Annotated in this window: 18 protein-coding genes and 1 pseudogene; 15 read left to right on the top strand and 4 right to left on the bottom strand. The window is 61.9% G+C overall.

Features of this window, described 5'->3' with window-relative positions; all coding sequences use genetic code 11:
* The first annotated feature begins 23 nt into the window (after positions 1-23).
* Positions 24-473 (top strand): acyl-CoA thioesterase, encoded by a 450-nt coding sequence (locus PH586_RS18480; protein WP_271349258.1) that lies wholly within the window; start codon positions 24-26, stop codon positions 471-473.
* Positions 474-482: 9 nt separating this feature from the next.
* On the opposite strand, the gene PH586_RS18475 is transcribed toward PH586_RS18480, so the two are convergent.
* Positions 483-872 carry a hypothetical protein gene (locus tag PH586_RS18475; RefSeq protein WP_271349257.1) on the bottom strand — a complete coding sequence of 130 codons (390 nt, stop codon included), beginning with the start codon at positions 870-872 and terminating at the stop codon, positions 483-485.
* Between the two features lie 150 nt (positions 873-1,022).
* Between PH586_RS18475 and PH586_RS18470 the strand changes: the two genes are divergently transcribed.
* On the top strand, positions 1,023-2,006 hold the full coding sequence (locus tag PH586_RS18470) for a tRNA dihydrouridine synthase (protein ID WP_271349255.1): 984 nt from the start codon (positions 1,023-1,025) through the stop codon (positions 2,004-2,006).
* A 61-nt stretch (positions 2,007-2,067) separates the two neighbouring features.
* Here PH586_RS18470 and PH586_RS18465 read toward each other — a convergent pair.
* From PH586_RS18465 to PH586_RS18455, 3 genes and pseudogenes are all read right to left on the bottom strand, one after another.
* A pseudogene (locus tag PH586_RS18465) lies at positions 2,068-2,815 on the bottom strand (SDR family oxidoreductase).
* 68 nt (positions 2,816-2,883) lie between these two features.
* A complete protein-coding gene (locus PH586_RS18460) occupies positions 2,884-6,561 on the bottom strand; it encodes a PAS domain S-box protein (protein ID WP_271349253.1) in 3,678 nt (1,225 codons plus the stop codon).
* Between the two features lie 94 nt (positions 6,562-6,655).
* A complete protein-coding gene (locus PH586_RS18455) occupies positions 6,656-7,561 on the bottom strand; it encodes a LysR family transcriptional regulator (RefSeq protein WP_271349251.1) in 906 nt (301 codons plus the stop codon).
* Between the two features lie 212 nt (positions 7,562-7,773).
* Between PH586_RS18455 and leuC the strand changes: the two genes are divergently transcribed.
* The 13 genes from leuC to purF all read left to right on the top strand — a co-directional run bounded on the left by leuC (position 7,774) and on the right by purF (position 23,043).
* Complete coding sequence (gene leuC / locus PH586_RS18450; protein ID WP_271349249.1) at positions 7,774-9,201, top strand: 3-isopropylmalate dehydratase large subunit; 1,428 nt, start codon at positions 7,774-7,776, stop codon at positions 9,199-9,201.
* An 11-nt stretch (positions 9,202-9,212) separates the two neighbouring features.
* Positions 9,213-9,860 carry a 3-isopropylmalate dehydratase small subunit gene (gene leuD / locus PH586_RS18445; RefSeq protein WP_271349247.1) on the top strand — a complete coding sequence of 216 codons (648 nt, stop codon included), beginning with the start codon at positions 9,213-9,215 and terminating at the stop codon, positions 9,858-9,860.
* A gap of 14 nt (positions 9,861-9,874) precedes the next feature.
* Positions 9,875-10,957, top strand: coding sequence for a 3-isopropylmalate dehydrogenase (gene leuB, locus PH586_RS18440; RefSeq protein WP_271349245.1), 1,083 nt, complete (start codon positions 9,875-9,877; stop codon positions 10,955-10,957).
* Between the two features lie 55 nt (positions 10,958-11,012).
* Positions 11,013-12,125, top strand: a complete 1,113-nt coding sequence (asd, locus tag PH586_RS18435; protein WP_271349243.1) for an aspartate-semialdehyde dehydrogenase — start codon at positions 11,013-11,015, stop codon at positions 12,123-12,125.
* Positions 12,126-12,287: 162 nt separating this feature from the next.
* Positions 12,288-13,298, top strand: a complete 1,011-nt coding sequence (locus tag PH586_RS18430; protein ID WP_271349241.1) for an aspartate-semialdehyde dehydrogenase — start codon at positions 12,288-12,290, stop codon at positions 13,296-13,298.
* A gap of 155 nt (positions 13,299-13,453) precedes the next feature.
* Positions 13,454-16,252, top strand: coding sequence for a FimV/HubP family polar landmark protein (locus PH586_RS18425; protein WP_271349239.1), 2,799 nt, complete (start codon positions 13,454-13,456; stop codon positions 16,250-16,252).
* A gap of 3 nt (positions 16,253-16,255) precedes the next feature.
* Positions 16,256-17,122: a tRNA pseudouridine(38-40) synthase TruA gene (truA, locus tag PH586_RS18420; RefSeq protein ID WP_271349237.1), complete on the top strand. Its 867-nt coding sequence runs from the start codon at positions 16,256-16,258 to the stop codon at positions 17,120-17,122.
* Positions 17,123-17,167: 45 nt separating this feature from the next.
* Entirely contained in the window at positions 17,168-17,788 is a 621-nt protein-coding gene (locus tag PH586_RS18415) for a phosphoribosylanthranilate isomerase (RefSeq protein WP_271349235.1), read from the top strand.
* A 221-nt stretch (positions 17,789-18,009) separates the two neighbouring features.
* A complete protein-coding gene (gene accD, locus PH586_RS18410; protein WP_271349233.1) occupies positions 18,010-18,900 on the top strand; it encodes an acetyl-CoA carboxylase, carboxyltransferase subunit beta in 891 nt (296 codons plus the stop codon).
* Positions 18,897-20,204 carry a bifunctional tetrahydrofolate synthase/dihydrofolate synthase gene (gene folC, locus PH586_RS18405; protein WP_271349231.1) on the top strand — a complete coding sequence of 436 codons (1,308 nt, stop codon included), beginning with the start codon at positions 18,897-18,899 and terminating at the stop codon, positions 20,202-20,204. The genes accD and folC overlap by 4 nt, the downstream gene beginning before the upstream one ends.
* Positions 20,188-20,784, top strand: a complete 597-nt coding sequence (locus PH586_RS18400) for an SPOR domain-containing protein (RefSeq protein ID WP_271349230.1) — start codon at positions 20,188-20,190, stop codon at positions 20,782-20,784. The genes folC and PH586_RS18400 overlap by 17 nt, the downstream gene beginning before the upstream one ends.
* Positions 20,785-20,936: 152 nt before the next feature.
* Positions 20,937-21,491 carry a CvpA family protein gene (locus tag PH586_RS18395; RefSeq protein WP_238042810.1) on the top strand — a complete coding sequence of 185 codons (555 nt, stop codon included), beginning with the start codon at positions 20,937-20,939 and terminating at the stop codon, positions 21,489-21,491.
* Between the two features lie 46 nt (positions 21,492-21,537).
* Positions 21,538-23,043: an amidophosphoribosyltransferase gene (gene purF / locus PH586_RS18390; RefSeq protein WP_271349229.1), complete on the top strand. Its 1,506-nt coding sequence runs from the start codon at positions 21,538-21,540 to the stop codon at positions 23,041-23,043.
* Positions 23,044-23,053 lie beyond the last annotated feature (10 nt).

Raw genomic sequence — 23,053 nt, 5'->3', positions numbered from 1 at the left:
AGCGGCAATCTGGAGCAGTCGCGATGAGTTGGGACCTGGCCAATCCATTCGTGCTCGACGTCAACGTGGTTGCCGACGACATCGACGGCCTCGGGCATGTCAATAATGCGGTCTATGTCAGCTGGCTGGAGCGCTGCGCCTGGCGCCACTCGCAATACCTGGGCCTGGACCTGGCCGAATACCGGCGCCTCGACCGCGCCATGGCGGTGCTGCGCCATGAGATCGATTACCTGGCCAGCGCTTATGAAGACCAGGAGCTGCAGATGGCCACCTGGATCGTCGAGTCGGATCAGCGTCTGAAGATGGATCGGCGTTTTCAGTTGATCCGTCCGGCGGATGGCATCACCTTGTTGCGGGCCAAGACCACCTTTGTCTGCATCGAACTGTCCACTGGCAAGCCCAAGCGCATGCCGGTCGAGTTCGTCGAAGGCTACGGCCGTGCTTTACAGCTGCCCTTTCCGCTGGAGCTCTGACTCGCGCCCTTAGTGCAGATGCGGGGCGAGGAACAAAGCGTTGTTGTCGAGCATTACCAGGTACTGCCGGGTCTCTCCGGGTTCGAGCAGAACCGACTGGCCGCTGGCCAGGCCGGCTGCATCGCAATGGTCAGCTGATTGCAGTCGCGCCCTGAGGTAGAGCGTGCCAGCCGGCACATCCAGGCTCACCGATTTTCCGGTCGGCAGTTGTGCCACCGGCTTGTTCTCCACCAGCAGTTCGACAGCGCAGGTGTTCGGCACCTTGGGGTCGCGACCGATGATCAATGTGGCCATTTTTTCGGGTGCGGGGTGCTGTCCGGCTGCGCCTGGCGCCAGTGCTTCTGCCTGGCTCAGGCCGATACTGAAGTACAGGCTGGCGAGCAGTATCAGGATGCGCATGTTGGTCCTCCGGGGTGTCTTAGTGTCCCGATAGTGGACTCCCGGATAGCGCCGGTGTTCCATCTCGTTGGGTTGCGCCTGCCTTGGCGGACATTACATTCAGGGCAATGGCCCGCGTACACTACGCGGCGTTTTTTCGAGAATATTTCTATGCAGATCGCCCTTGCACCGATGGAAGGATTGGTCGATGAAATCCTTCGCGATGTGCTGACCCGGGTCGGCGGCATCGACTGGTGCGTGACCGAGTTTATTCGTGTCACCGAGCGGGTACAGCCCGCCTCGACCTATCAGAAGCTGGCGCCGGAACTGTTCAGTGCTGCGCAAACGGCGGCCGGTACGCCATTGCGTGTGCAGTTTCTCGGCTCCGATCCGCAATGCCTGGCGGATAACGCCGCCTTTGCCTGTGGCCTCGGCGCGCCGGTGATCGACCTCAATTTCGGTTGCCCGGCGAAAACCGTGAACAAGTCCCGTGGCGGCGCGGTGTTATTGAAGGAGCCGGAACTGCTCCATGCCATCGTCCGCGAGGTGCGCCGCACGGTGCCGGCCGGGATTCCGGTAACGGCCAAGATGCGCCTGGGTTTCGACCACAAGGACTACGCCCTGGAGTGCGCCGAGGCCCTGGCCGAAGGCGGGGCCTCGCAACTGGTGGTGCATGCGCGGACCAAGGTCGAGGGCTACAAGCCGCCGGCCCATTGGGAGTGGGTGGCGCGGGTGCAGGAGGTGGTCAAGGTGCCGGTGTTCGCCAATGGCGAAGTGTGGACGCTGGACGACTGGCGGCGCTGCCGTGAGATCAGTGGCGTCGAGGACATCATGCTCGGCCGCGGGCTGGTGGCGCGGCCGGACCTGGCCCGGCAGATCGCCGCGGCACGGGCCGGGCAGGCCGTGGTTGAAATGGACTGGGCCGCGTTGCAGCCCATGCTCGCCGATTTCTGGCGGCAGGCACGGCGCAAGATGTCCCCACGCTATGCCCCAGGGCGCCTGAAGCAATGGCTGGCGATGCTTACCCGCAGCTATCCCGAGGCGTTCGCGTTGTTCAATTCGCTGCGCCGGGAGAACGATTGCCTGCGGATCGATGCCTTGCTTGGCGTCGAGATTCCGCTTGCCTCGCGCCAGGAACAATGGACCATCGCTTGAGTGCAAGGCGCTTGCAGGAGCCAGCAAGTTGGCGCCTGCAGGACGGAAACTGCTGGCGTGCTCAGCGTCCGCCGCTGACATCCAGCAGGGCGCCGCTGGTGTAGGACGCCTGTTCGCTGGCCAGCCAGAGAATCGCCTGGGCAACTTCCTCGGCCAGGCCGCCGCGGCCCATGGGTACGCTCGGGCTGACCCGGGCGACCCGTGCCGGTTCGCCGCCGCTGGCGTGGATCTCGGTGTCGATCACCCCCCGGGCGTACGGCGTTGACCCGAATGCCGTCGGCGGCGACTTCCTTGGCCAGGCCCAGGGTCAGGCTGTCGATGGCGCCTTTGGCGGCGGCATAGTCGATGTATTCGCCGGGCGCGCCGAGGCGGGCGGCCACCGACGACAGGTTGACGATGGCGCCACCGCTGCCGCCAAGGCGGGTCGACATGCGTTTCACCGCCTCGCGGGCGCAGAGAAAGCTGCCGAATACGTTGACCGCAAAGACTCGCTGCCAGCGGCCGAGGTCCATCTGTTCGAGGCGCATCTGCTGCTCCAGTATGCCGGCGTTGTTGACCAGCACGTCGAGGCGGCCGAAGTGCTGGTCGAGGCGGGCGAACAGCCGCATTACCTGGGCTTCATCGGCTACGTCGGCCTGCACGGCGATGGCCTGTCCACCGGCGGCGACGATCTGTTCAGCCACAGCCTCGGCGGCTTGGCTGTGCTGGTGGTAATTGAGGCATAGGGCATAGCCCTGGGCGGCTGCCAGCCTGGCGGTGGCAGCGCCGATGCCGCGGCTGGCGCCGGTGATCAGCATGACTTTACGCATGGGGCGGGTCTCCGGGACGGTCTGGGCGCGGTCGGCATCGTGGCACAGGTGTACCGCTGCGCGGCCCCTCAGGACGCGGCCGGACGCTGCCGAGTGTGTGCCAGCAGTGCGCGGAATTCGGGCAATGGCAGCGGCTTGCTGAACAGGTAGCCCTGGTACAGGTGGCAGCCCTGCTGTTCGAGAAAATCCAGCTGCTCCTGTTGCTCGACGCCTTCGGCAATGATCTCCAGGCCAAGGCTGCGGGCCATGGCGACGATGGCGCGAATGATTTCGGCATCGTTGGCGTCATGGGGGGCGTCGCGGACGAAGGATTGGTCGATCTTCAGCAGGTCCACCGGCAGGCGTTTGAGGTAGGTCAGCGAGGAATATCCCGTGCCGAAATCGTCCATGGCGAAGCTGACGCCGAGCTTCTTCAGGCGATTCATCTTGGCGATGGTGTCCTCGATGTTCTGGATCACGATGCCTTCGGTGATTTCCAGCTTGAGCATGGGTTTGGGCAAGGTGCTGGTGCGCAGGCTGCTTTCCACGCGCTCGACAAAGTCGTTGTGGCGGAACTGGCGCGGGCTGATGTTGACGCACAGGCTGAAGCTCTGCGCATCGATCAGACCTTCCTCGAGCAGTTGCGCGCAGGCATGGCAGGCTTCGGCGAGTACCCAGCCACCCACTTCGAGGATCAATCCGCTTTCCTCCAGCACGTGGATGAACAGTGCTGGTGACTGCGGGCCAAGGGTTGGGTGGAGCCAGCGCAGGAGTACCTCTGCGCCGATGATCTGGCCGGAGCGGGCGTCTGCCTGAGCCTGGAAGTACAGCTCGAACTCACCACGCGCCAGAGCCAGGCGCAGGTCATTTTCCAGGCGTAAACGCTCGCTGGCGGCTTCCTGCATGGTCCGCCGGAACAGCTGGACGGTGTTGCGCCCGGAGTCCTTGGCGCGATAGAGGGCGATGTCGGCACGCTTCAGCAGGTCGGCCGGGGTGGCGCCATGGTCGGGGATCAGGGCGATGCCGATGCTCGGTGTGACCTGCAGGCGATGGCCGTCGATGAGCATGGGTTCGGCCAGCAACTTGCGCAGTTTTTCCGCGACCATGTGGGCCTGGCGGGTGACGGCCGAGCGTTTGCCTTCGAGGCCGGAGAGCAGGATGACGAACTCGTCGCCGCCCAGGCGGGCGACTGTATCCTCCAGGCGGACGCTGGCTTCCAGGCGCGCGGTGACCAGTTTGAGCACGCTGTCGCCGACCGGGTGGCCGAGCGAGTCGTTGATGTGCTTGAAGTGGTCGAGGTCGAGAAACAGCAGGGCGCCGCGCAAGTCGTGGCGCTTGAGCAGGGCGATCTGCTGGGTCAGGCGGTCCATCAGCAGGGCGCGGTTGGGCAGGTTGGTCAGCGAGTCGTGGTAGGCCAGGTGCTGGATCTGCGCCTGGGCTTCCTTCAGCAGGCTGATATCGCGGGCGGTCAGCAGCAGGCAATCGAGGCCGTCCAGGTCGATCGGCTCGACCGACACTTCCACCGTCTTGATACTGCCGTCGCGGTGCTTGCCGAGCATCTCCTGGTGCGTCACACGGCCGTCGCGCTGGAGCATTTCGAGCATTACTCGGCGCTGCCTGGGGTCAGCCCAGATATTCAATTCCAGGGCCGAGTGACCGATGACCTCCTCGGCGCGGTAGCCGGTGAGGCGGAAGAAGCCTTCGTTGACCTCGATATAGCGAGCCGTATCGCGCTCGGTGATGGTGATGGCGTCGGGGCTGGAGTGAAAGGCCTTGGCGAATTTTTCCTGGCTGGCATTGAGTGCGGCCTCGGCTTGCAAGCGCTCGCTGACGTCGCGGAAGGTGCTGAGGATGCACAGCTGGCGGTCGACCCGGATAAATCGGCAGGACACCACGCAGGTCAGTTCGTCGCCCGCCTTGGTGCGGTAACGTGCTTGCTCGTTGTCCAGGCCCTGGTTCGCCGTGAGCTTGTCGTACAGGCGCCGGCGTTCGTCGCAGTCGATCCAGAAGTCGGCCTCCGGGCCGCTGCGGCCGACAATCTCCTGCGGTGTCCAGCCGAAGGTCTGGCTGAAGCTGTCGTTGATTTCGACGAACACGCCGTCGCGGATGCGCGACACGCAGACAGGGTCGGGGCTGGCCTGGAACAGGGTGGCGAACTTCTCTTCCGAGGCGGACAGGCGTAGTTCGCGCTGCACCCGTTCACTGATGTCGATGAGAATGCCGGCCATGCGCAGGGGCTTGCCCTGTTCGTCACGGTAGAGCTTGGCGGTGCTCTCCAGAAAGTGCACGTTGCCGTTGCCGTAGGCTGCTCGGTAAGTGACCTGGTAGTCCTGGCAGGTGCCTTCTACCAGCTCGCGGTAGGACTGGCGCATGGCCAGCCGGTCATCCATGGGGACATGGCCGAAGAACGCGCGAAAATCACCATGAAAGGGCGCCTGGCTCAAGCCATGCAGCGTTGCGGCGCGAGCCGAGGCAAACAACATGTTGCTGGGGATGTGCCAGTCCCAGGTGCCCAGATCGGCGGACTCCAGGGCCAGAGTCAGGCGCTCTTGACTGTTGCTAAGCGCCTGTTCCTGAGCGCGTTGCTGGGTGATGTCGCGTACTGTCAGCACCAGGCAGGTACGTCCGTCCAGCTCGATTTCTCCGCCGAACAGCAGGTTGTCGCTGACGTGGCCATCGCGGCTATGCAGGCACACTTCCAGCTCGTCCAGGCTACCTTGACGCACCGCCTCGAGCATCCGCTGGCGGTCAGAGGGATCGGCCCAGATGCCCAGTTCCAGCGAGGTGAGTCCCAGGGTTTCGCTACTTTCCCAGCCAAATTGCCGTTCAAAAGCCGGGTTGACCTCGATAAAGCGTCCGGTTTCCTTGTCGGTGATCACCACCGCGTCAGGGGTGTGGCGGAATGCTTGGGCGAATTTCTCCTCGCTACTGCGCAGCGCCGCTTCAATGCGCTTGCGTTCGCTGGTATCGAGAAAGGTGCAGAGTAGAAAGGCTTGCCCGTCCAGTTCGATGTATTGGCTGGACATCACGCCGTCGAGAATGTGGCCGTCGCGGGCACGTATCTGCACTTCCTGGGTGACTGGTTCGCGGCTGTTCGGCGCAGCCTGGCGCAGATAGTCGCGCTGCTGCTCATGTACCCAGAGGTCCAGTTCGAGGATCGAGCGGCCAATAATCTCGCCGGCCGGCCAGCCGAAGGTGCTGGCGAAATGCTGATTGGCCTCGGTGATCAGGCTGTCGGCGAGACGCACCAGTAGAATCGCGTCCGGGCTGAGGTGGAACAGAGTGGAAAAGCGCTGTTCTGAGTTGAGCAGCGCTTGGGCACGCTGCTGTTGGGTGGTGATGTCGCGGATGACGCCGAACATCTGTCGCTTGCCACTGGCGTCGGTCTGCAGGCTGCCGCTGATCTCCAGCCAGCGCAGGCTGCCGTCTGGGCAGCGAATACGATGCTGCAGGGCCTGGCTGCTGGGTGCGCCGTCGAGCACGGCCTGGAACATCTGCAGGACTGCGTTGCGGTCTTCTTCCGGGATCAGTTCGATGTAGTCGATCCGGGTGCGCAAGGGCCGGGTCGGGTCCAGGCCGAACAAGGCCTGGGCGCCCCGCGACCAACTGACCTGGCCGCTTGCCACATCCCAGTGCCAGGCACCCAGATGCGCGCCGTTGAGTGCCGCCAGCAGGCGCGGGGCATCGTTCCAGGTGTTCTCGAATACGACCGGATCCAGGGCAGGAATGTGCGGCAGCGGTGGCCGGTCGTCACTGGCATTGGCCATTGGCAGCCTTTTGATTATGGGATGAGCTGTGCTGGGTCGTGAAATGATAGTGGTTCAGGGGCATGCAACGGGCCCTTTGTTATCGTTCTACGCTTCACGTTAGCCTTTGCGCAGGCGCCTGTGCAAGGTCGTCGCGCTGGGCATCGAGCAGCTGCATGAAGGCCCGTGCGGCATTCGACAGGGTGCGCTCGGTGTGCGAGATATAGCCGAGCTGCCGCGACAGCTGGATGCCGGGCAGCGGTAGGCGGGCGACCTGCTCGTCGAGCATGGTGCGGGGTAGCACGCTCCAGGCCAGGCCGATCGACACCATCATCTTGATGGTTTCCAGATAGTTGGTGCTCATGGCGATGTTCGGTGTCAGTTCCTGGGCTTCGAACAGGCGCCGCACGATGTGATGGGTAAAGGTATTGCCGCCCGGAAACACTGCCGGGTGAACGGCTACGTCGGCCAGGCTGATTGTTTTACTGCGTGCCAGTGGGTGTTCGGGCGCTGCAACGAAATCCAGCGGATCGTCCCATACGGCTACCGCATGCACCGGTTCGCGGGTTTCCGGGGCCAGGGTGATCACTGCCAATTCGGCGCGGCCATGCAGGACTTCTTCGTAGGCCACCTCGGAGTCGAGAAACTGGATGTCCAGCGCCACCTGTGGGTGTGCGCGGGTGAAGGCGCGCAGCAATGGCGGCAAACGATGCAGGCCGATGTGGTGGCTGGTGGCCAATGTCAGCCGACCGCTGACTTCGCCGCTGAGGTTGGTCAGGGCGCGGCGGGTATCGTCCAGCACATTGAGGATCTGATAGGCGCGTGGCAGCAGGGCGCGGCCGGCCTCGGTCAGGCTGACCTCACGACCCAGGCGGTCGAACAGGCGCACATTCAATTGCTGCTCCAGGCTGGCGATGCGTTTGCTCACGGCCGGCTGGGTCAGGTGCAGGCGTTCGGCAGCCTCGGAGAAACTGCCAAGCTCGGCGATGGCGATAAAGGCATTGAGGGTGGCGAGATCCATGGCACTAGCTCCAGGCGGTAGGCATTGCGCTGCAAGGCCAGGCTGCGAGCCTGCGCTTGCAGTCCAGGGGTTGTAGCGTATCTCTATTCCTAAAAGGAATCCTTTGAATAAAAAATATGAATTTGAGTAATTCAATCCAAGCTCTTAGGATCAGCCTATTAATAAAGGGCTATCCGCCCTTGAATAGAAACACGCTGATGAGGGAATGGCTGATGGCCGGCAAAACGCTCTACGACAAGCTCTGGGACATGCATGAGGTGAAGCGCCGTGACGATGGTTCGTCGCTGATCTACATCGACCGCCATATCCTCCACGAAGTGACCTCGCCGCAGGCCTTCGAAGGGCTGCGTCTGGCGGGTCGCAAGCCGTGGCGCATCGATGCCAATATCGCCACCCCGGATCACAATGTGCCGACCACCAAGGCCGAGCGCCAGGGCGGCCTGGAGTCCATCGCCGATGAGGTCTCGCGCATTCAGGTGCAGACCCTCGACGAGAACTGCGATGAGTTCGGCATCCTCGAGTTCAAGATGAACGATCTGCGTCAGGGTATCGTCCACGTGGTCGGCCCGGAACAGGGCGCGACCTTGCCGGGCATGACCGTGGTCTGCGGCGACTCGCACACCTCGACCCACGGCGCCTTCGGCGCGTTGGCCCACGGCATCGGCACCTCCGAGGTCGAGCATGTGCTCGCCACCCAGTGCCTGGTGGCCAAGAAGATGAAGAACATGCAGGTCCGCGTGGAGGGGCAGTTGCCCTTCGGCGTCACCGCCAAGGACATCGTCCTCGCGGTGATCGGCAAGATCGGCACCGCCGGTGGCAACGGCCATGCCCTGGAATTCGCCGGTAGCGCGATCCGCGAGCTGTCGCTGGAAGGGCGCATGACCATCTGCAACATGTCGATCGAGGCGGGCGCGCGCGTCGGCCTGGTGGCGGTGGATGAGAAGACCATCGCCTATGTCGAAGGTCGCCCGTTCGCGCCCAAGGGGGCGGACTGGAGCAAGGCGGTCGCCCAGTGGCAAGACCTGGTGTCCGACGCCGATGCGCATTTCGATACAGTCGTCGAGTTGCGGGCCGAGGACATCAAGCCGCAAGTCAGCTGGGGTACTTCGCCGGAAATGGTTCTGGCCGTCGATCAGCGCGTGCCGGACCCGGCCGTCGAGGCCGATCCGGTCAAGCGCGACTCCATCGTCCGCGCCCTCAAGTACATGGGCCTGAGTGCCAATCAGGCGATCACCGATATTCAGCTCGATCGGGTGTTCATCGGTTCCTGCACCAACTCGCGTATCGAAGACCTGCGCGCTGCCGCCGCCGTGGCCAAGGGGCGCAAGGTGGCGGCGACCATCAAGCAGGCCATGGTGGTGCCAGGCTCCGGTCTGGTCAAAGCCCAGGCCGAACAAGAGGGTCTCGACCAGATCTTCATTGCGGCCGGTTTCGAGTGGCGCGAGCCGGGCTGCTCCATGTGCCTGGCGATGAACCCGGACAAGCTGGGCAGTGGCGAGCATTGCGCCTCCACCTCCAACCGCAACTTTGAAGGCCGTCAGGGCGCAGGTGGACGCACCCATCTGGTCAGTCCGGCCATGGCGGCGGCGGCGGCAGTGACCGGCCACTTTATCGATGTGCGCGAACTGACCCGGCCTTAAGGAGAGCGAAGATGAGAGCCTTTACCCAACACACCGGCTTGGTCGCTCCTTTGGATCGCGCCAACGTCGACACCGATCAGATCATTCCCAAGCAGTTCCTCAAGTCGATCAAGCGCAGCGGCTTCGGCCCCAATCTGTTCGACGAGTGGCGTTACCTGGATGTCGGTCAGCCCAATCAGGACAGCTCCAAGCGTCCGCTGAACCCGGATTTCGTGCTGAACTTTGCGCGTTACCAGGGCGCCAGCGTGCTTCTGGCGCGGGAGAACTTCGGTTGCGGCTCGAGCCGTGAGCACGCCCCCTGGGCCCTGGAAGAGTACGGCTTTCGCGCAATCATCGCGCCGAGCTTCGCCGACATCTTCTACAACAACAGCTTCAAGAACGGCCTGTTGCCGATCATTCTCAAGGAGGATGAGGTCGATGCGCTGTTCCAGCAGGCCGAGGCCAGCGAAGGTTATCAGCTGACCGTCGATCTCGCAGCGCAGACCGTGACCCGCGCCGATGGCGTGCAGTACGGCTTCGAGGTCGATGCTTTCCGCAAGCATTGCCTGCTCAACGGTCTGGACGATATCGGCCTGACCCTGCAGGACAGCGATGCGATCAAGGCCTTCGAGGTCGGCTACCAGCAGCGCAGCCCCTGGCTGTTCGGCTCGATTAAGTGATTTAAGGAATAAACATGAGCAAACAGATTCTGATTCTGCCCGGCGACGGTATTGGCCCGGAAATCATGGCCGAGGCGGTCAAGGTGCTGCAGCTGGCGAACGAGAAGTTCGACCTGGGCTTGGCGCTGTCATTTGACCAGCTGGGCGGCGCCGCCTATGAGCAATACGGCGTGCCCCTGGCCGATGAGACCCTGGCGCGCGCCCGTGCCGCCGATGCGATCCTGCTCGGCGCGGTGGGTGGGCCCCAGTGGGATGCCATCGATCCGGCCCTGCGTCCCGAGCGCGGCCTGCTGAAGATCCGCTCGCAGCTGGGTCTGTTCGCCAACCTGCGTCCGGCCATCCTCTACCCGCAACTGGCCGATGCCTCCTCGCTCAAGCCAGAAGTGGTCGCCGGCCTGAACATCCTCATCGTGCGTGAGCTGACCGGCGGCATCTACTTCGGCCAGCCGCGCGAAAGCAAGGTGCTGGAAAATGGCGAGCGCATGGCCTACGACACCCTGCCGTACAGCGAAAGCGAGATCCGCCGCATTGCCCAGGTCGGCTTCGACATGGCGCGCGTGCGCGGCAGCAAACTCTGCTCGGTGGACAAGGCCAACGTACTGGCCTCCAGCCAGCTGTGGCGCGCCGTGGTCGAGGAGGTGGCCAAGGATTACCCGGACGTCGAACTCAGCCACATGTACGTCGATAACGCGGCGATGCAGCTGGTGCGCGCACCCAAGCAGTTCGACGTGATGGTCACCGACAACATGTTCGGCGACATTCTGTCGGATGAGGCTTCCATGCTCACCGGTTCTATCGGCATGCTGCCGTCCGCTTCGCTGGATGCCAACAACAAGGGCATGTACGAGCCGTGCCATGGTTCGGCGCCGGACATTGCCGGGCAGGGCATCGCCAATCCCCTGGCGACCATCCTCTCGGTCTCCATGATGTTGCGCTACAGCTTCAGCCAGAGCCAGGCCGCCGATGCCATCGAACAAGCGGTCAGCACGGTGCTGGATCAAGGCTTACGCACTGGCGACATCCATTCCGCCGGTACGACCAAGGTCGGCACTGCGGCCATGGGTGATGCAGTAGTCGAGGCGTTGCGTAGTCTGTAATCTTCCAGGTTCTCCGGCGAGTTTCCGGCGGTCTGTTCATATAGGTGTAGTGGTTATGAAACGTGTAGGTCTGATCGGTTGGCGTGGCATGGTTGGTTCCGTGCTGATGCAGCGCATGCTGGAAGAGCAGGATTTCGACTTGATCGAGCCGATATTCTTCACCACCTCCAATGTGGGTGGTCAGGGTCCGGCCATCGGCAAGGACATCGCCTCGCTGAAGGATGCCTACAGCATCGAGGAGCTCAAGAGCCTGGACGTGATCCTCACCTGTCAGGGTGGCGACTACACCAGTGAGGTCTTCCCCAAGCTGCGTGAAGCCGGTTGGCAGGGCTACTGGATCGATGCCGCATCCTCGCTGCGCATGGCCGATGACGCGGTGATCGTGCTGGATCCGGTCAACCGCAAGGTGATCGATCAGCAGCTGGATGCCGGGACCAAGAACTACATCGGCGGCAACTGCACCGTCAGCCTGATGCTGATGGCTTTGGGTGGCCTCTATGAAGCCGGTCTGGTCGAGTGGATGAGCGCCATGACCTACCAGGCGGCGAGCGGTGCCGGCGCGCAGAACATGCGTGAACTGATCAAGCAAATGGGCGCGATCAACGGCGCGGTTGCCGATGAGCTGGCCGATCCGGCCAGTGCCATCCTGGATATCGACCGCAAGGTGGCCGAAGCCATGCGCGGCGAGTCCTTCCCGGTGGACAACTTCGGCGTGCCCCTGGCCGGCAGCTTGATTCCCTATATCGACAAGGAACTGCCCAACGGCCAGAGCCGCGAAGAGTGGAAGGCTCAGGCGGAGACCAACAAAATTCTCGGTCGCTTCAAGAACCCGATTCCCGTGGACGGTCTCTGCGTGCGCATCGGCGCCATGCGCTGCCACAGCCAGGCCTTGACCATCAAGCTGAACAAGGATGTGCCACTGTCCGACATCGAGGGTCTGATCAGTCAGCACAACCCTTGGGTCAAGCTGGTGCCGAATCAGCGTGAGGCCAGTATCCGTGAGCTGGGCCCGACTGCCGTTACCGGTACCCTGAGTGTGCCGGTCGGGCGGCTGCGCAAGCTGAACATGGGGTCGCAATACCTGGGTGCCTTTACCGTGGGCGACCAACTGCTGTGGGGCGCCGCCGAACCGCTGCGGCGCATGCTGCGGATTCTGCTGGAGCGTTGATAGCGACTGCGGTGCGTTTTGCCTGAGCATGCCCAGCGGTAATGAATAGGAGCCAGCTGTGTCGATGATCGAGATGTCGGGCGATCATCGGTACAGCTGGCTCCTTTGCATTTGTCGGGCTGCGCTATACAGTGCGGTGCTTATTTCGTCAGAAGCCTGTCCATGACCCGTACCTTTGATATTGCCGTGATCGGTGCCACCGGTAGTGTTGGCGAAACCCTCGTGCAACTGCTTGAAGAGCGTGATTTTCCCGTGGCCAATCTGCACCTGCTGGCCAGCGGCGAGTCGGCCGGGCGTTCTCTGTCGTTCAAAGGCAAGAATCTGCGGGTGCGTACTCTGGAGTCCTTCGATTTCTCCAGTGTCGGCCTGGTTTTCTTTGCCGCCAGCGAAGCGATTACCCGCAGCTATGCGCCCCAGGTGCATGCGGCCGGGTGTACGCTGATCGATCTGGCCGCCGCCTTGCCGGTCGAGCAGGCGCCTCGCGTTGTGCCTGAAGTAAACCCGCAGGTCTTGAAAACCCTCAGTGCCCCCTATCAGCTGACCAGTCCGAGTCCCTCGGCAATTGCCGTGGCAGTGGTGCTAGCCGCTCTGCGCGAGCTGGTCAATGTGCAGCGTGTGGCGGTCACGGCTTGCCTGGCTGTTTCCAGTCGTGGGCGTGAAGGGGTGTCCGAGTTGGCGCGGCAAACCGCTGAGCTGCTTAATGGTCGTTCCTTCGAGCCCCAGTTGTTCGACCGGCAAGTTGCATTTAATTTGCTGGCTCAAGTGGATGCACCGGATAGCGACGGCCATGGTGCTTTGGAAAAACGCTTGGCCAGTGAACTCAAAGAGTTGTTTGCCCGGCCGCAGTTAAAGGTTGCGGCAACGTGTATTCAGGCGCCGGTGTTCTTTGGCGACAGTCTCAGCGTGTCGCTGCAGGCAGATGCTGCTGTCGATCTGCCGGCGATTTGTGCGGCCTTGCAAGCATGTGCCGCCTTGGAGTACATCGAGCCGGGCGATTATCCAACGGCTGTAGGTGATGCGGTCGGTCAGGATGTGGTGTATGTCGGCCGCGTTCGTGGCGGGCAGGATGACCCCGCAGAGCTCAATTTGTGGATTGCGTCTGATAATGTGAGGAAAGGCGCCGCCTTGAACGCTGTGCAATTGGCTGAGTTGTTGATAAAACACTATCTGTAAAAGATACTTAGCTGGAAATCTGAATAATCTTTCGAGCTTAGCAGCATTGGCTGAGTTGGTTGCTGAATGGGGAGCCGCCTTCGGGTGGATACAGTCAGCAGCTATCAAGACCCTCTCGGATATCGAGAAAAAAAGATAAAACAAGGGATAACGCTATGGTTCGGGTTCGCAAACTGGTGCTGGCAATCGCAGCTGCTTCGGCACTGTCCTCCGGTATGGCGCACGCGCTGGGGCTGGGTGAAGTGACCCTGCAGTCGGCGCTGAATCAGCCATTGGTGGCTGAGATCGAATTGCTGGAGGTGCGCGATCTGGCTTCCAGCGAGTTGCTGCCGAATCTGGCGTCCCCCGAAGAGTTCACCAGGGCCGGGGTCGATCGCCAGTACTTCCTGACTGATCTCAAGTTCACGCCGGTACTCAAGCCGAATGGCAAGAGTTACCTTCGCGTGACCTCAAGCAAGCCGGTACGTGAGCCATACCTGAATTTCCTGGTCGAGGTGTTGTGGCCCAATGGCCGCCTGCTGCGCGAGTACACCTTGCTGCTTGATCCGCCTCTTTACTCGCCGCAAACCGCTGCCGCCGCTGCGCCACGGCTGCCATCAGCAGCTCCGGCGCCACGCCCGCTAGCCGCTCCCATTCAGCGTGCAGCTGCGCAAACCAGTGCTCCGGTAGCGCGTGCGCCTGTCGCTGCGCCAAGTGCCCTGCAAGGTACTGAATACAAGGTCACCGCCAACGATTCTCTGTGGGAAATCGCCCAGCGCGTGCGCGGTGGCGGCAGCGTGCAGCAAACCATGCTGGCCATTCAGGATCTCAATCCTGATGCCTTTGTCGGTGGCAATATCAATCGCCTCAAGAGCGGCCAGGTGTTGCGTCTGCCGGAAGAGCAGCAGATCAAAAGCCGGGCCCAGACCGAAGCCGTGGCCCAGGTTGCTGAGCAGAATGCGGCCTGGCGCGAGGGGCGCAGCGTCGCTGCCAGCGCCCGCCAGATGGATGCGACCCGGCGCAGTGTCGCTGGTGCCGCACCGGCTGAGGTCAAGACCCAGGACAACCTGAAGCTGCTCTCTGCCGATACCGGCAAGGCCGCCAGCGGCAGTGACGCCGGTGCCGTCGACAGCAAGGCACTGAGCGACAAGTTGGCGGTCACCCAGGAAGGCCTGGATTCCACTCGCCGCGAAAACGAAGAGCTGAAAGGGCGCATGAGTGACCTGCAGGGTCAGCTCGAAAAATTGCAGCGTTTGATTCAACTGAAAGATGATCAGCTGGCCAAGCTGCAGGCTGATCTGGCCACACAAGGGCAGGCTCCTGCCATGGACGCCCCGGCCGTGGCGGCAGTTCCTGCAGGTCCTGAAGCGGCGCCGGCTAGCCCTGATGAAGCCGAGGCTCCCGACTTTAATTACAGCGAGGAGCCGGCGACTGCAGCAGCTGAACCCCAGCAGCCGGTCGCTCAGCCTGCAGCGGCGCCCGTCGCCGAGCCGGCGCCAGCCCCGGTGGCAAAAGCTGCTGCGCCAGTGGCTCCGGTCAAGCCTGTAGAGCAGCCGCCACAACTCAGCACTATTGATGATCTGCTCGCCAACCCCATGCTTCTTGGGATTGCCGGTGGTGGCGCCCTGCTGTTACTGCTGGTCGGGCTGATGATGGTGTCGCGCCGCAACGCATTGAAGGAAGCCGAGTTACAAGAAAGCCTGGCTGCCGAGAGCGGTGGCACTAATTTCGATAGCGATATGGAGCTGCCGGCCGACAGCTTCCCCGATGACTTTGTCGACAGCGCCGACAGTGCTGAGCCGAGCGATGAGCGGGTGATTGCGCAGACCAGCGATGCGCTGGGCGAGGCGGACATCTATATCGCCTATGGTCGCTTCAATCAGGCTGCAGAGTTGCTGCAGAATGCCGTCAACGATGAGCCGCAACGCAGTGACCTGCGACTCAAGCTGATGGAAGTCTACGCCGAGCTGGGTGATCGCGATGGATTCGCCCGCCAGGAAAACGAATTGCGCGAAATAGGTGGTTCTTCCGCCGAGGTCGATCAATTGAAAGGCAAGTATCCGGCAATAGCCGCTATTGCCGGTGTAGGTGCCGGTGTGGCTGCCTCCGCCTTGGCCGATGATGATTTTTCCAGCTTCAGCCTGGATGACCTGAGCCTGGATGAACCTGACCAGCCGGCCGCAGCAGCAGGTGATCTGGATGATGCCTTCGACCTGAGTCTGGATGATCTTGAGTCCGATCTTGAAGCCGATCTTGAGCGTGAGCAGCAAGCTCCTGGCGTCGATGCCTCGCTGGCCGACTTGGATAGCCTGTCATTGGACGCTGATCTGGATTTGACTGCCCCGGCCGAGACGGTAGCGGATGAAGATGATGATCTGGAGTTCGACCTGAACCTCGACGACGGGCCTGCCGATGGCGTGAAGTTGGAGCAGGATCTGGCGGATTTCAGCCTGGATCTGGATGCCGAGAGCAAGCCGGCAGTAACCGAGGCCGAAGACGATGAATTTCTGTTGAACCTGGACGACGAACTGACTGCCGAGTCCGCAACCGATGAGCTGGCCGGACTGAGTCTCGATCTGCCGAGCGAATCCGAGGGTGGCGACTTCGACCTGTCCGACGATTTCGATCTGTCGCTGAGCGATGAGGCACCGGTTCTGCCCAGCAGCGATAGTTTCGCTGCTCAGCTCGAGGAAGTGACCGCTGAGCTGGATCAGTTGTCTGAGAGTCTGGATCAGCCCGCTGAGTTGACCCAGCCTGCGCCTGTCGCTGGGCTGCAAGGGGTGGATCTGGATGGCGATGATGATTTCGACTTCCTCTCGGGCACCGATGAAACCGCGACCAAGCTCGACCTGGCTCGCGCTTATATCGATATGGGCGATACCGAGGGGGCGCGTGACATTCTCGATGAAGTGATCGCCGAAGGTAACGATGGTCAGCAGCAGGAAGCGCGTGAGTTGATCGCTAACTTGGTTTGATACATGTCTGATGGATTACCCGCTGCGGCAGCCGATTCGGCTGCCGTTGGCATTTACAGAGTCGCCCTCGGTGTCGAATACAAGGGCTCACGTTACCGTGGCTTTCAGCGCCAGCGTGCCGGTGTGCCGACCATCCAGGACTCTCTGGAAAAAGCCTTGTCGAAAGTCGCTGGTGGCGCGCCGGTCACCCTGAGCTGTGCCGGGCGCACCGATGCGCTGGTGCACGCCAGCGCTCAGGTGGTGCACTTCGATACGCCGGTTGAGCGTTCCATGCTGGCCTGGGTCATGGGTGCCAACAGGAATCTGCCGACCGATATCAGCGTGGCGTGGGCCAAGCTGATGCCGGCGCATTTCGATGCGCGCTTCTGTGCCAAGGCCAGGCGCTATCGCTACGTGATCTACACCGATCAGATTCGCCCGGCGCACATGGCTGAGGAGGTGACCTGGAATCATCGGCCGCTGGATGTTGGGCGGATGCGCGAAGCCGCGAAAGCCTTTGTCGGCACGCACGATTTCAGTGCCTTCCGCGCCCGTCAGTGCCAGGCCAAGTCGCCGATCAAGACGGTGCATCACCTTAAGTTGATCGAACATGGTCGTTTCATCGTGCTGGATATCCGCGCCAATGCGTTCCTCCATCACATGGTGCGTAACATTGCCGGGGTATTGATGACCATTGGCGCTGGCGGGCAGCCGGTGGAGTGGGCGCGTGCGGTGCTGGAGACTGGAGTGCGGCGTACTGGCGGTGTGACCGCACATCCATACGGGCTTTATCTGGTGCAAGTCGACTACCCGCAGGAGTTCGACTTGCCCACGCGCTATCTCGGGCCGCACTTCCTCTCGGGGCTGCCGGATGTGGCGGAAGACGCCTAGACATTCCTTTGCTACCATCGGTTCTTTGCTGGAGGTATTCGCCCGTTGTCAGTTGTTCGCTGCAAGATCTGTGGAATTACCCGCGTAGAAGATGCATTGGCTGCTGTTGAGGCCGGTGCCGACGCTCTTGGTCTGGTGTTTTATGCCAAGAGTCCGCGTGCCGTAACGGTGCCGCAGGCGCAGGCTATCCTCGCGGCGTTGCCGCCGTTCGTGACCACTGTGGGGCTGTTTGTCGACACCCCTCGTAGCGAGTTGGACGCAATTCTCGATGCCGTGCCGCTGGATCTGCTGCAGTTCCATGGGGATGAACCACCAGCTGCCTGTGAGGGCTTTCGGCGTCCCTACATCAAGGCGTTGCGGGTCAAACCGGGCGACGATATTGCTGCGCAGATCGCGCTGTATGCCTCTGCGGCGGGTGTTTTGCTGGATACTTTTGTTCCGGGCGTTCCGGGCGGTACCGGCGAGGCGTTCGACTGGTCACTGGTGCCGCGCGGTCTGCATGTGCCAATTATCCTGGCGGGAGGCCTGACGCCCGGGAATGTGCGCGCCGCCATCGAACAGGTGCAACCCTATGCGGTGGATGTCAGCGGCGGCGTCGAGGCGAGCAAGGGTGTAAAGGATCGCGCCAAGATTCATGCATTCGTGCGTGCAGTCAGGAGTGCCTGAGCCGATGTTCAAGCGATGTGACGACGCTGCAGGCTTGGCCGTCCATAACCCTGTTGCAGGTACTGTAGTGACCGCCTTTGACAGTCGAGGTCAAGGTGGCGGGTGTTGCGCTTGCAGATGCCGGCCCCTATTGATAGTGCCTTCGTGAATTTGCTTGGATGTGCCGACAAGGCCCTGTGCCAGACGCCTGTTCGAGCCCACAGTTTTGGAGAATCAAGAGCATGAGCAACTGGTTGGTAGACAAACTGATCCCATCGATCATGCGGTCCGAAGTCAAGAAGAGTTCGGTGCCCGAAGGCCTCTGGCACAAATGCCCGTCGTGCGATGCGGTGTTGTACAAGCCCGAACTGGAGAAGACGCTGGATGTCTGCCCCAAGTGCAACCACCACATGCGCATCAATGCGCGTGCGCGCCTGGATATATTTCTCGATGCCGAGGGCCGCGAAGAAATTGGCGCAGAACTGGAGCCGGTTGATCGCCTGAAATTCCGCGACAGTAAGAAGTACAAGGATCGCCTGACGGGCGCGCAGAAGCAGACGGGCGAAAAAGACGCACTGATTGCCATGCGCGGCACCCTTGAAACCATGCCGGTGGTGGCCTGTGCCTTCGAGTTCTCCTTTATGGGTGGTTCGATGGGCGCGATCGTTGGCGAGCGCTTCGTGCGCGCCGCCAATGTGGCCCTGGAGCAGCGTTGCCCGTTCGTGTGCTTCTCCGCTTCGGGTGGTGCGCGCATGCAGGAAGCGCTGATTTCCCTGATGCAGATGGCCAAGACCTCTGCGGTGCTGGCGCGTCTGCGCGAAGAAGGTATCCCGTTTGTCTCGGTGCTGACCGACCCGGTTTATGGCGGCGTTTCCGCCAGCCTGGCCATGCTCGGCGATGTCATCGTCGCCGAACCCAAGGCGCTGATCGGCTTTGCCGGCCCGCGAGTGATCGAGCAGACCGTGCGAGAAAAGCTCCCGGAAGGATTCCAGCGCAGCGAGTTCCTCATCGAGCACGGTGCCATCGACATGATCATTCATCGCGAAGAGTTGCGTCCCCGTCTGGCCCGGCTGCTGGCTCAGTTCATGGGGCTGCCGTCGCCTGTTGTCGCTGCATTGCCGGTCACGGCATGACCGAACGCTCCCTGGCCGATTGGCTGGCATACCTGGAGCAGCTGCATCCAAGTGCCATAGACATGGGTCTGGAACGGTCCGGGCTCGTGGCACAACGCCTGGGCTTGTCCAGGCCTGCGCCGCGGGTGATTACGGTCACCGGCACCAATGGCAAGGGTTCCACCTGTGCGTTTCTTGCTGCCTTGCTGCAGGAACAGGGGCTCAAGGTCGGGGTGTACAGCTCACCTCACCTGTTGCGCTACAACGAGCGAGTGCAGATTGCCGGTGTCGAAGCCGGCGATGCCGAGCTTTGCCAGGCATTTGCCGCGATCGAGGCCGCGCGCGGCGAGATTTCCCTGACCTATTTCGAGATGGGTACCCTGGCAGCTTTCTGGTTGTTTCAGCGCGCTGCGCTGGACGCCGTGGTGCTTGAGGTTGGGTTGGGCGGACGGCTGGATGCGGTCAATCTGATCGACGCCGATCTGGCCTTGGTGACCAGTATCGGCATTGATCATGCCGAATGGCTGGGCGATAACCGTGAAGCAGTGGCCTTCGAGAAGGCCGGTATCTTTCGCGCGGGCAAGCCGGCGTTGTGCGGTGATCTCGATCCACCGCAGACGTTGCTGGAACAAGTAGCGCTGCTGGGAGCGCCGTTTTTTCTGCGCGGCCGCGATTACGACCTGAGCATCGACGGGTCAGGTTGGTCCTGGTTTGGCTTGAATGGCCGGGGCGAGGTCTTGCGTCTGGAGCGCTTGCCATTACTCGACCTGCCGATGGAGAACGCCGCCCTGGCGTTGCAAGCTTATGCCTTGCTCGATCTGCCCTGGCATGCTGAACAAATCGTCAGTGCCCTGACGCGCACACGAGTAACGGGTCGTCTGGATCGTCGAATACTGAATTGGCAGGGTAAGCCACTCACGTTGCTGCTGGATGTTGGGCATAATCCCCACGCGGCCGAGTATTTGGCGCGGCGTTTGTCTGGCCGGCCGTTGGCGGGCAGGCGGTTTGCGGTGTTCGGCCTGCTGGCTGACAAAGACCTGGCGGGGGTGGTATCACCCTTGCTCGATGAGATCGTGGATTGGGCCGTGGCGCCGCTGCCGACCAGTCGCACGCGCTCGGCTGGCGAGTTGCAGGCGTATTTACACAATAGCGGAGCGCCGGTGACAGCCTATGCCGATATACAGGCGGCGCTGCAGGCGCAATGTACGCGGGCGGCGGCTGGTGATGAAATACTGCTGTTCGGGTCTTTTTACTGCGTGGCCGAGGCCTTGGACTGGCTGGCCCGCCATGCCAAGGGGGATGTGCAGGATGGCTTTGCTGGATAAAGGATTGAAGCAGCGCATAGTCGGCGCATTGGTGTTGGTGGCCTTGGCAGTGATCTTCTTGCCCATGCTGCTGTCGCGTGAAGACGAGTTGCAGCGTGTGGTGGTCGATGCGCCGGCCATGCCGCAGGCACCAGCCATGCCGCAGATTGAAATCGAGCCCGTGATCGTGCCGGAACCTCAGGTGCTGCCCGATGATTTGCTGTCGGATGAGCCCGTTGCCGAGGTCCAGGCCCCTGTGGCTGAGGCGCCCGTAGCTGTGCCTGCGCCTGAGCCGGTTCTGGCGCCCCCTGCGCCAGTCAGTGCCCCCTCAGCTCCCGCCAGTCGCCTGGATGCCAACAGCCTGCCGGTCAGTTGGTCGGTGCAGTTGGCCAGTCTGTCCAGTCGCACGGGTGCGCAAACTCTGCAGAAAACCCTGCGCAGTCAGGGTTACAACGCCTATATCCGCCAAGTGGATGGGATGAATCGGGTGTTTGTCGGCCCCGTGATCGAGCGAACCGAAGCCAATCGCTTGCGTGAGCAGTTGAACCGACAGCACAAGCTCAGCGGCTTTGTCGTGCGCTTTCAGCCAGAGCGCAGTTAGCGTTATATCGCGCCAGCCTAGGGGCTGGCGACCAGCGTCGCCCGCATGGCGTAAAGCGCGCGGTAATTTTCCTGCGGCCTGATAATCCTTTGCTTACCCCATGCGAGGGGCTCTGTTAAAATGCAGCGCCTTTTCCATAGGTAACCTGCATCGTGGCATTCACTTGGGTCGATTGGGCGATTATCGCCATCATCGCCGTATCGAGCTTGATCAGTTTGAGCCGTGGTTTCGTCAAGGAAGCCTTGTCCTTGCTCACCTGGATCATTGCCGGCGTGGTTGCCTGGATGTTTGGTGGCGCCCTGTCCGAGCACCTTGGTGCATGGATCGAAACCCCTTCGGCGCGGGTGATAGCAGCCTGTGCCTTACTCTTCATCGTCACCTTGCTGGTGGGTGCGCTGGTTAATTACCTGATCAGTGAACTGATTCGTGTCACCGGCCTTTCCGGCACCGATCGTTTACTCGGTATGGTGTTCGGCGCCGCCCGTGGCGGCTTGCTGGTCGTCGTGCTGGTCGGGCTACTCAGCCTGGCGCCGGTGCAGCAGGATCCGTGGTGGCAGCAATCGACGCTGCTGCCGCATTTTTTAATGGTCGCGGACTGGTCGAAGAACCTCATTCTTGGGGTGTCCAGCGAGTGGCTTGCCAGCGGTATCAGCGCACCTGCTGAGCTGCCGTTCAAAGAAGCGCTGATGCAGCATAAACTGCCTTAAACGCATTCAGAATTAGCCTGTTTCACTTCAGTAGGGGTTGCGTCACATGTGTGGCATTGTCGGTATCGTCGGTAAATCGAACGTCAATCAGGCGCTGTATGACGGCCTAACCGTCCTCCAGCACCGCGGCCAGGATGCTGCCGGTATTGTAACCAGTCACGATGGGCGGCTGTTTCTGCGCAAGGACAATGGCCTGGTGCGCGATGTCTTCCACCAGCGCCATATGCAGCGCCTGGTCGGCCACATGGGCATCGGCCATGTGCGCTATCCCACCGCCGGCAGCTCCAGTTCGGCCGAGGCGCAGCCCTTCTACGTCAACTCGCCCTATGGCATCACCCTGGCGCACAACGGCAACCTGACCAACGTCGAACAGTTGGCCAAGGAAATCTACGAGTCCGACCTGCGGCATGTGAACACCAACTCCGACTCGGAAGTGCTGCTCAACGTGTTCGCCCACGAACTGGCCCAGCGCGGCAAGTTGCAGCCGACCGAGGAAGACATCTTCGCCGCGGTCAGCGAGGTGCATCAGCGCTGCATCGGTGGTTATGCGGTGGTGGCGATGATTACCGGTTACGGCATCGTCGGTTTCCGCGACCCCAACGGCATTCGTCCGATTGTCTTCGGGCAGCGCCACACCGATGAAGGCGTGGAGTACATGATCGCCTCAGAGAGCGTGTCGCTGGACGTGCTCGGCTTCACCCTGATTCGCGATCTGGCGCCGGGCGAGGCGGTGTACATCACCGAGGACGGCAAGCTGTCGACCCGCCAGTGTGCGAGCAATCCGCATCTCTCGCCGTGCATCTTCGAGCATGTCTACCTGGCGCGTCCGGATTCGATCATGGACGGTGTCTCGGTGTACAAGGCGCGCTTGCGCATGGGCGAGAAACTGGCCGAGAAGATCCTGCGCGAGCGTCCGGATCACGATATCGACGTGGTCATTCCGATTCCCGATACCAGCCGTACCTCGGCGCTGGAACTGGCCAATCACCTGGGTGTGAAGTTCCGCGAAGGCTTCGTCAAGAACCGCTATATCGGTCGTACCTTCATCATGCCGGGCCAGGCTGCACGCAAGAAATCGGTACGGCAGAAGCTCAACGCCATCGACCTGGAGTTCCGCGGCAAGAACGTGATGTTGGTGGATGATTCCATCGTGCGCGGCACCACCTGCAAGCAGATCATCCAGATGGCGCGTGAAGCGGGGGCGAAGAACGTCTACTTCTGCTCGGCCGCGCCAGCAGTGCGTTACCCCAACGTGTACGGCATCGACATGCCGAGCGTCCACGAGCTGATCGCCCATAACCGCAGCACCGAGCAGGTCGCCGAGCTGATCGGCGCGGATTGGCTGGTGTATCAGGATCTCAGCGATCTGATCGAGGCGGTTGGTGGCGGCAAGATCAAGATCGAGCACTTCGACTGCGCGGTATTCGATGGCCAGTACATCACCGGCGATGTCGATGAGTGTTACCTGAACAGGATCGAGCAGGCGCGTAATGACGGCACCAAGGTCAAGTCCCAGGCGGCCAGCGCGATTATCGATTTGTATAACGACTAAGCGGCAGCGT

Source organism: Pseudomonas aestuarii (genome assembly GCF_027988105.1).
Lineage (GTDB): Bacteria > Pseudomonadota > Gammaproteobacteria > Pseudomonadales > Pseudomonadaceae > Aquipseudomonas > Aquipseudomonas aestuarii.
This window is presented reverse-complemented; position numbering and strand designations above follow the sequence as displayed.

Bases quoted from the DNA above. Each gene is read 5' to 3' on its own strand.
- PH586_RS18480 (WP_271349258.1), top strand. From the start codon at position 24: ATGAGTTGGGACCTGGCCAATCCATTCGTGCTCGACGTCAACGTGGTT.
- PH586_RS18475 (WP_271349257.1), bottom strand. From the start codon at position 872: ATGCGCATCCTGATACTGCTCGCCAGCCTGTACTTCAGTATCGGCCTG.
- PH586_RS18470 (WP_271349255.1), top strand. From the start codon at position 1,023: ATGCAGATCGCCCTTGCACCGATGGAAGGATTGGTCGATGAAATCCTT.
- PH586_RS18460 (WP_271349253.1), bottom strand. From the start codon at position 6,561: ATGGCCAATGCCAGTGACGACCGGCCACCGCTGCCGCACATTCCTGCC.
- PH586_RS18455 (WP_271349251.1), bottom strand. From the start codon at position 7,561: ATGGATCTCGCCACCCTCAATGCCTTTATCGCCATCGCCGAGCTTGGC.
- leuC (WP_271349249.1), top strand. From the start codon at position 7,774: ATGGCCGGCAAAACGCTCTACGACAAGCTCTGGGACATGCATGAGGTG.
- leuD (WP_271349247.1), top strand. From the start codon at position 9,213: ATGAGAGCCTTTACCCAACACACCGGCTTGGTCGCTCCTTTGGATCGC.
- leuB (WP_271349245.1), top strand. From the start codon at position 9,875: ATGAGCAAACAGATTCTGATTCTGCCCGGCGACGGTATTGGCCCGGAA.
- asd (WP_271349243.1), top strand. From the start codon at position 11,013: ATGAAACGTGTAGGTCTGATCGGTTGGCGTGGCATGGTTGGTTCCGTG.
- PH586_RS18430 (WP_271349241.1), top strand. From the start codon at position 12,288: ATGACCCGTACCTTTGATATTGCCGTGATCGGTGCCACCGGTAGTGTT.
- PH586_RS18425 (WP_271349239.1), top strand. From the start codon at position 13,454: ATGGTTCGGGTTCGCAAACTGGTGCTGGCAATCGCAGCTGCTTCGGCA.
- truA (WP_271349237.1), top strand. From the start codon at position 16,256: ATGTCTGATGGATTACCCGCTGCGGCAGCCGATTCGGCTGCCGTTGGC.
- accD (WP_271349233.1), top strand. From the start codon at position 18,010: ATGAGCAACTGGTTGGTAGACAAACTGATCCCATCGATCATGCGGTCC.
- folC (WP_271349231.1), top strand. From the start codon at position 18,897: ATGACCGAACGCTCCCTGGCCGATTGGCTGGCATACCTGGAGCAGCTG.
- PH586_RS18400 (WP_271349230.1), top strand. From the start codon at position 20,188: ATGGCTTTGCTGGATAAAGGATTGAAGCAGCGCATAGTCGGCGCATTG.
- purF (WP_271349229.1), top strand. From the start codon at position 21,538: ATGTGTGGCATTGTCGGTATCGTCGGTAAATCGAACGTCAATCAGGCG.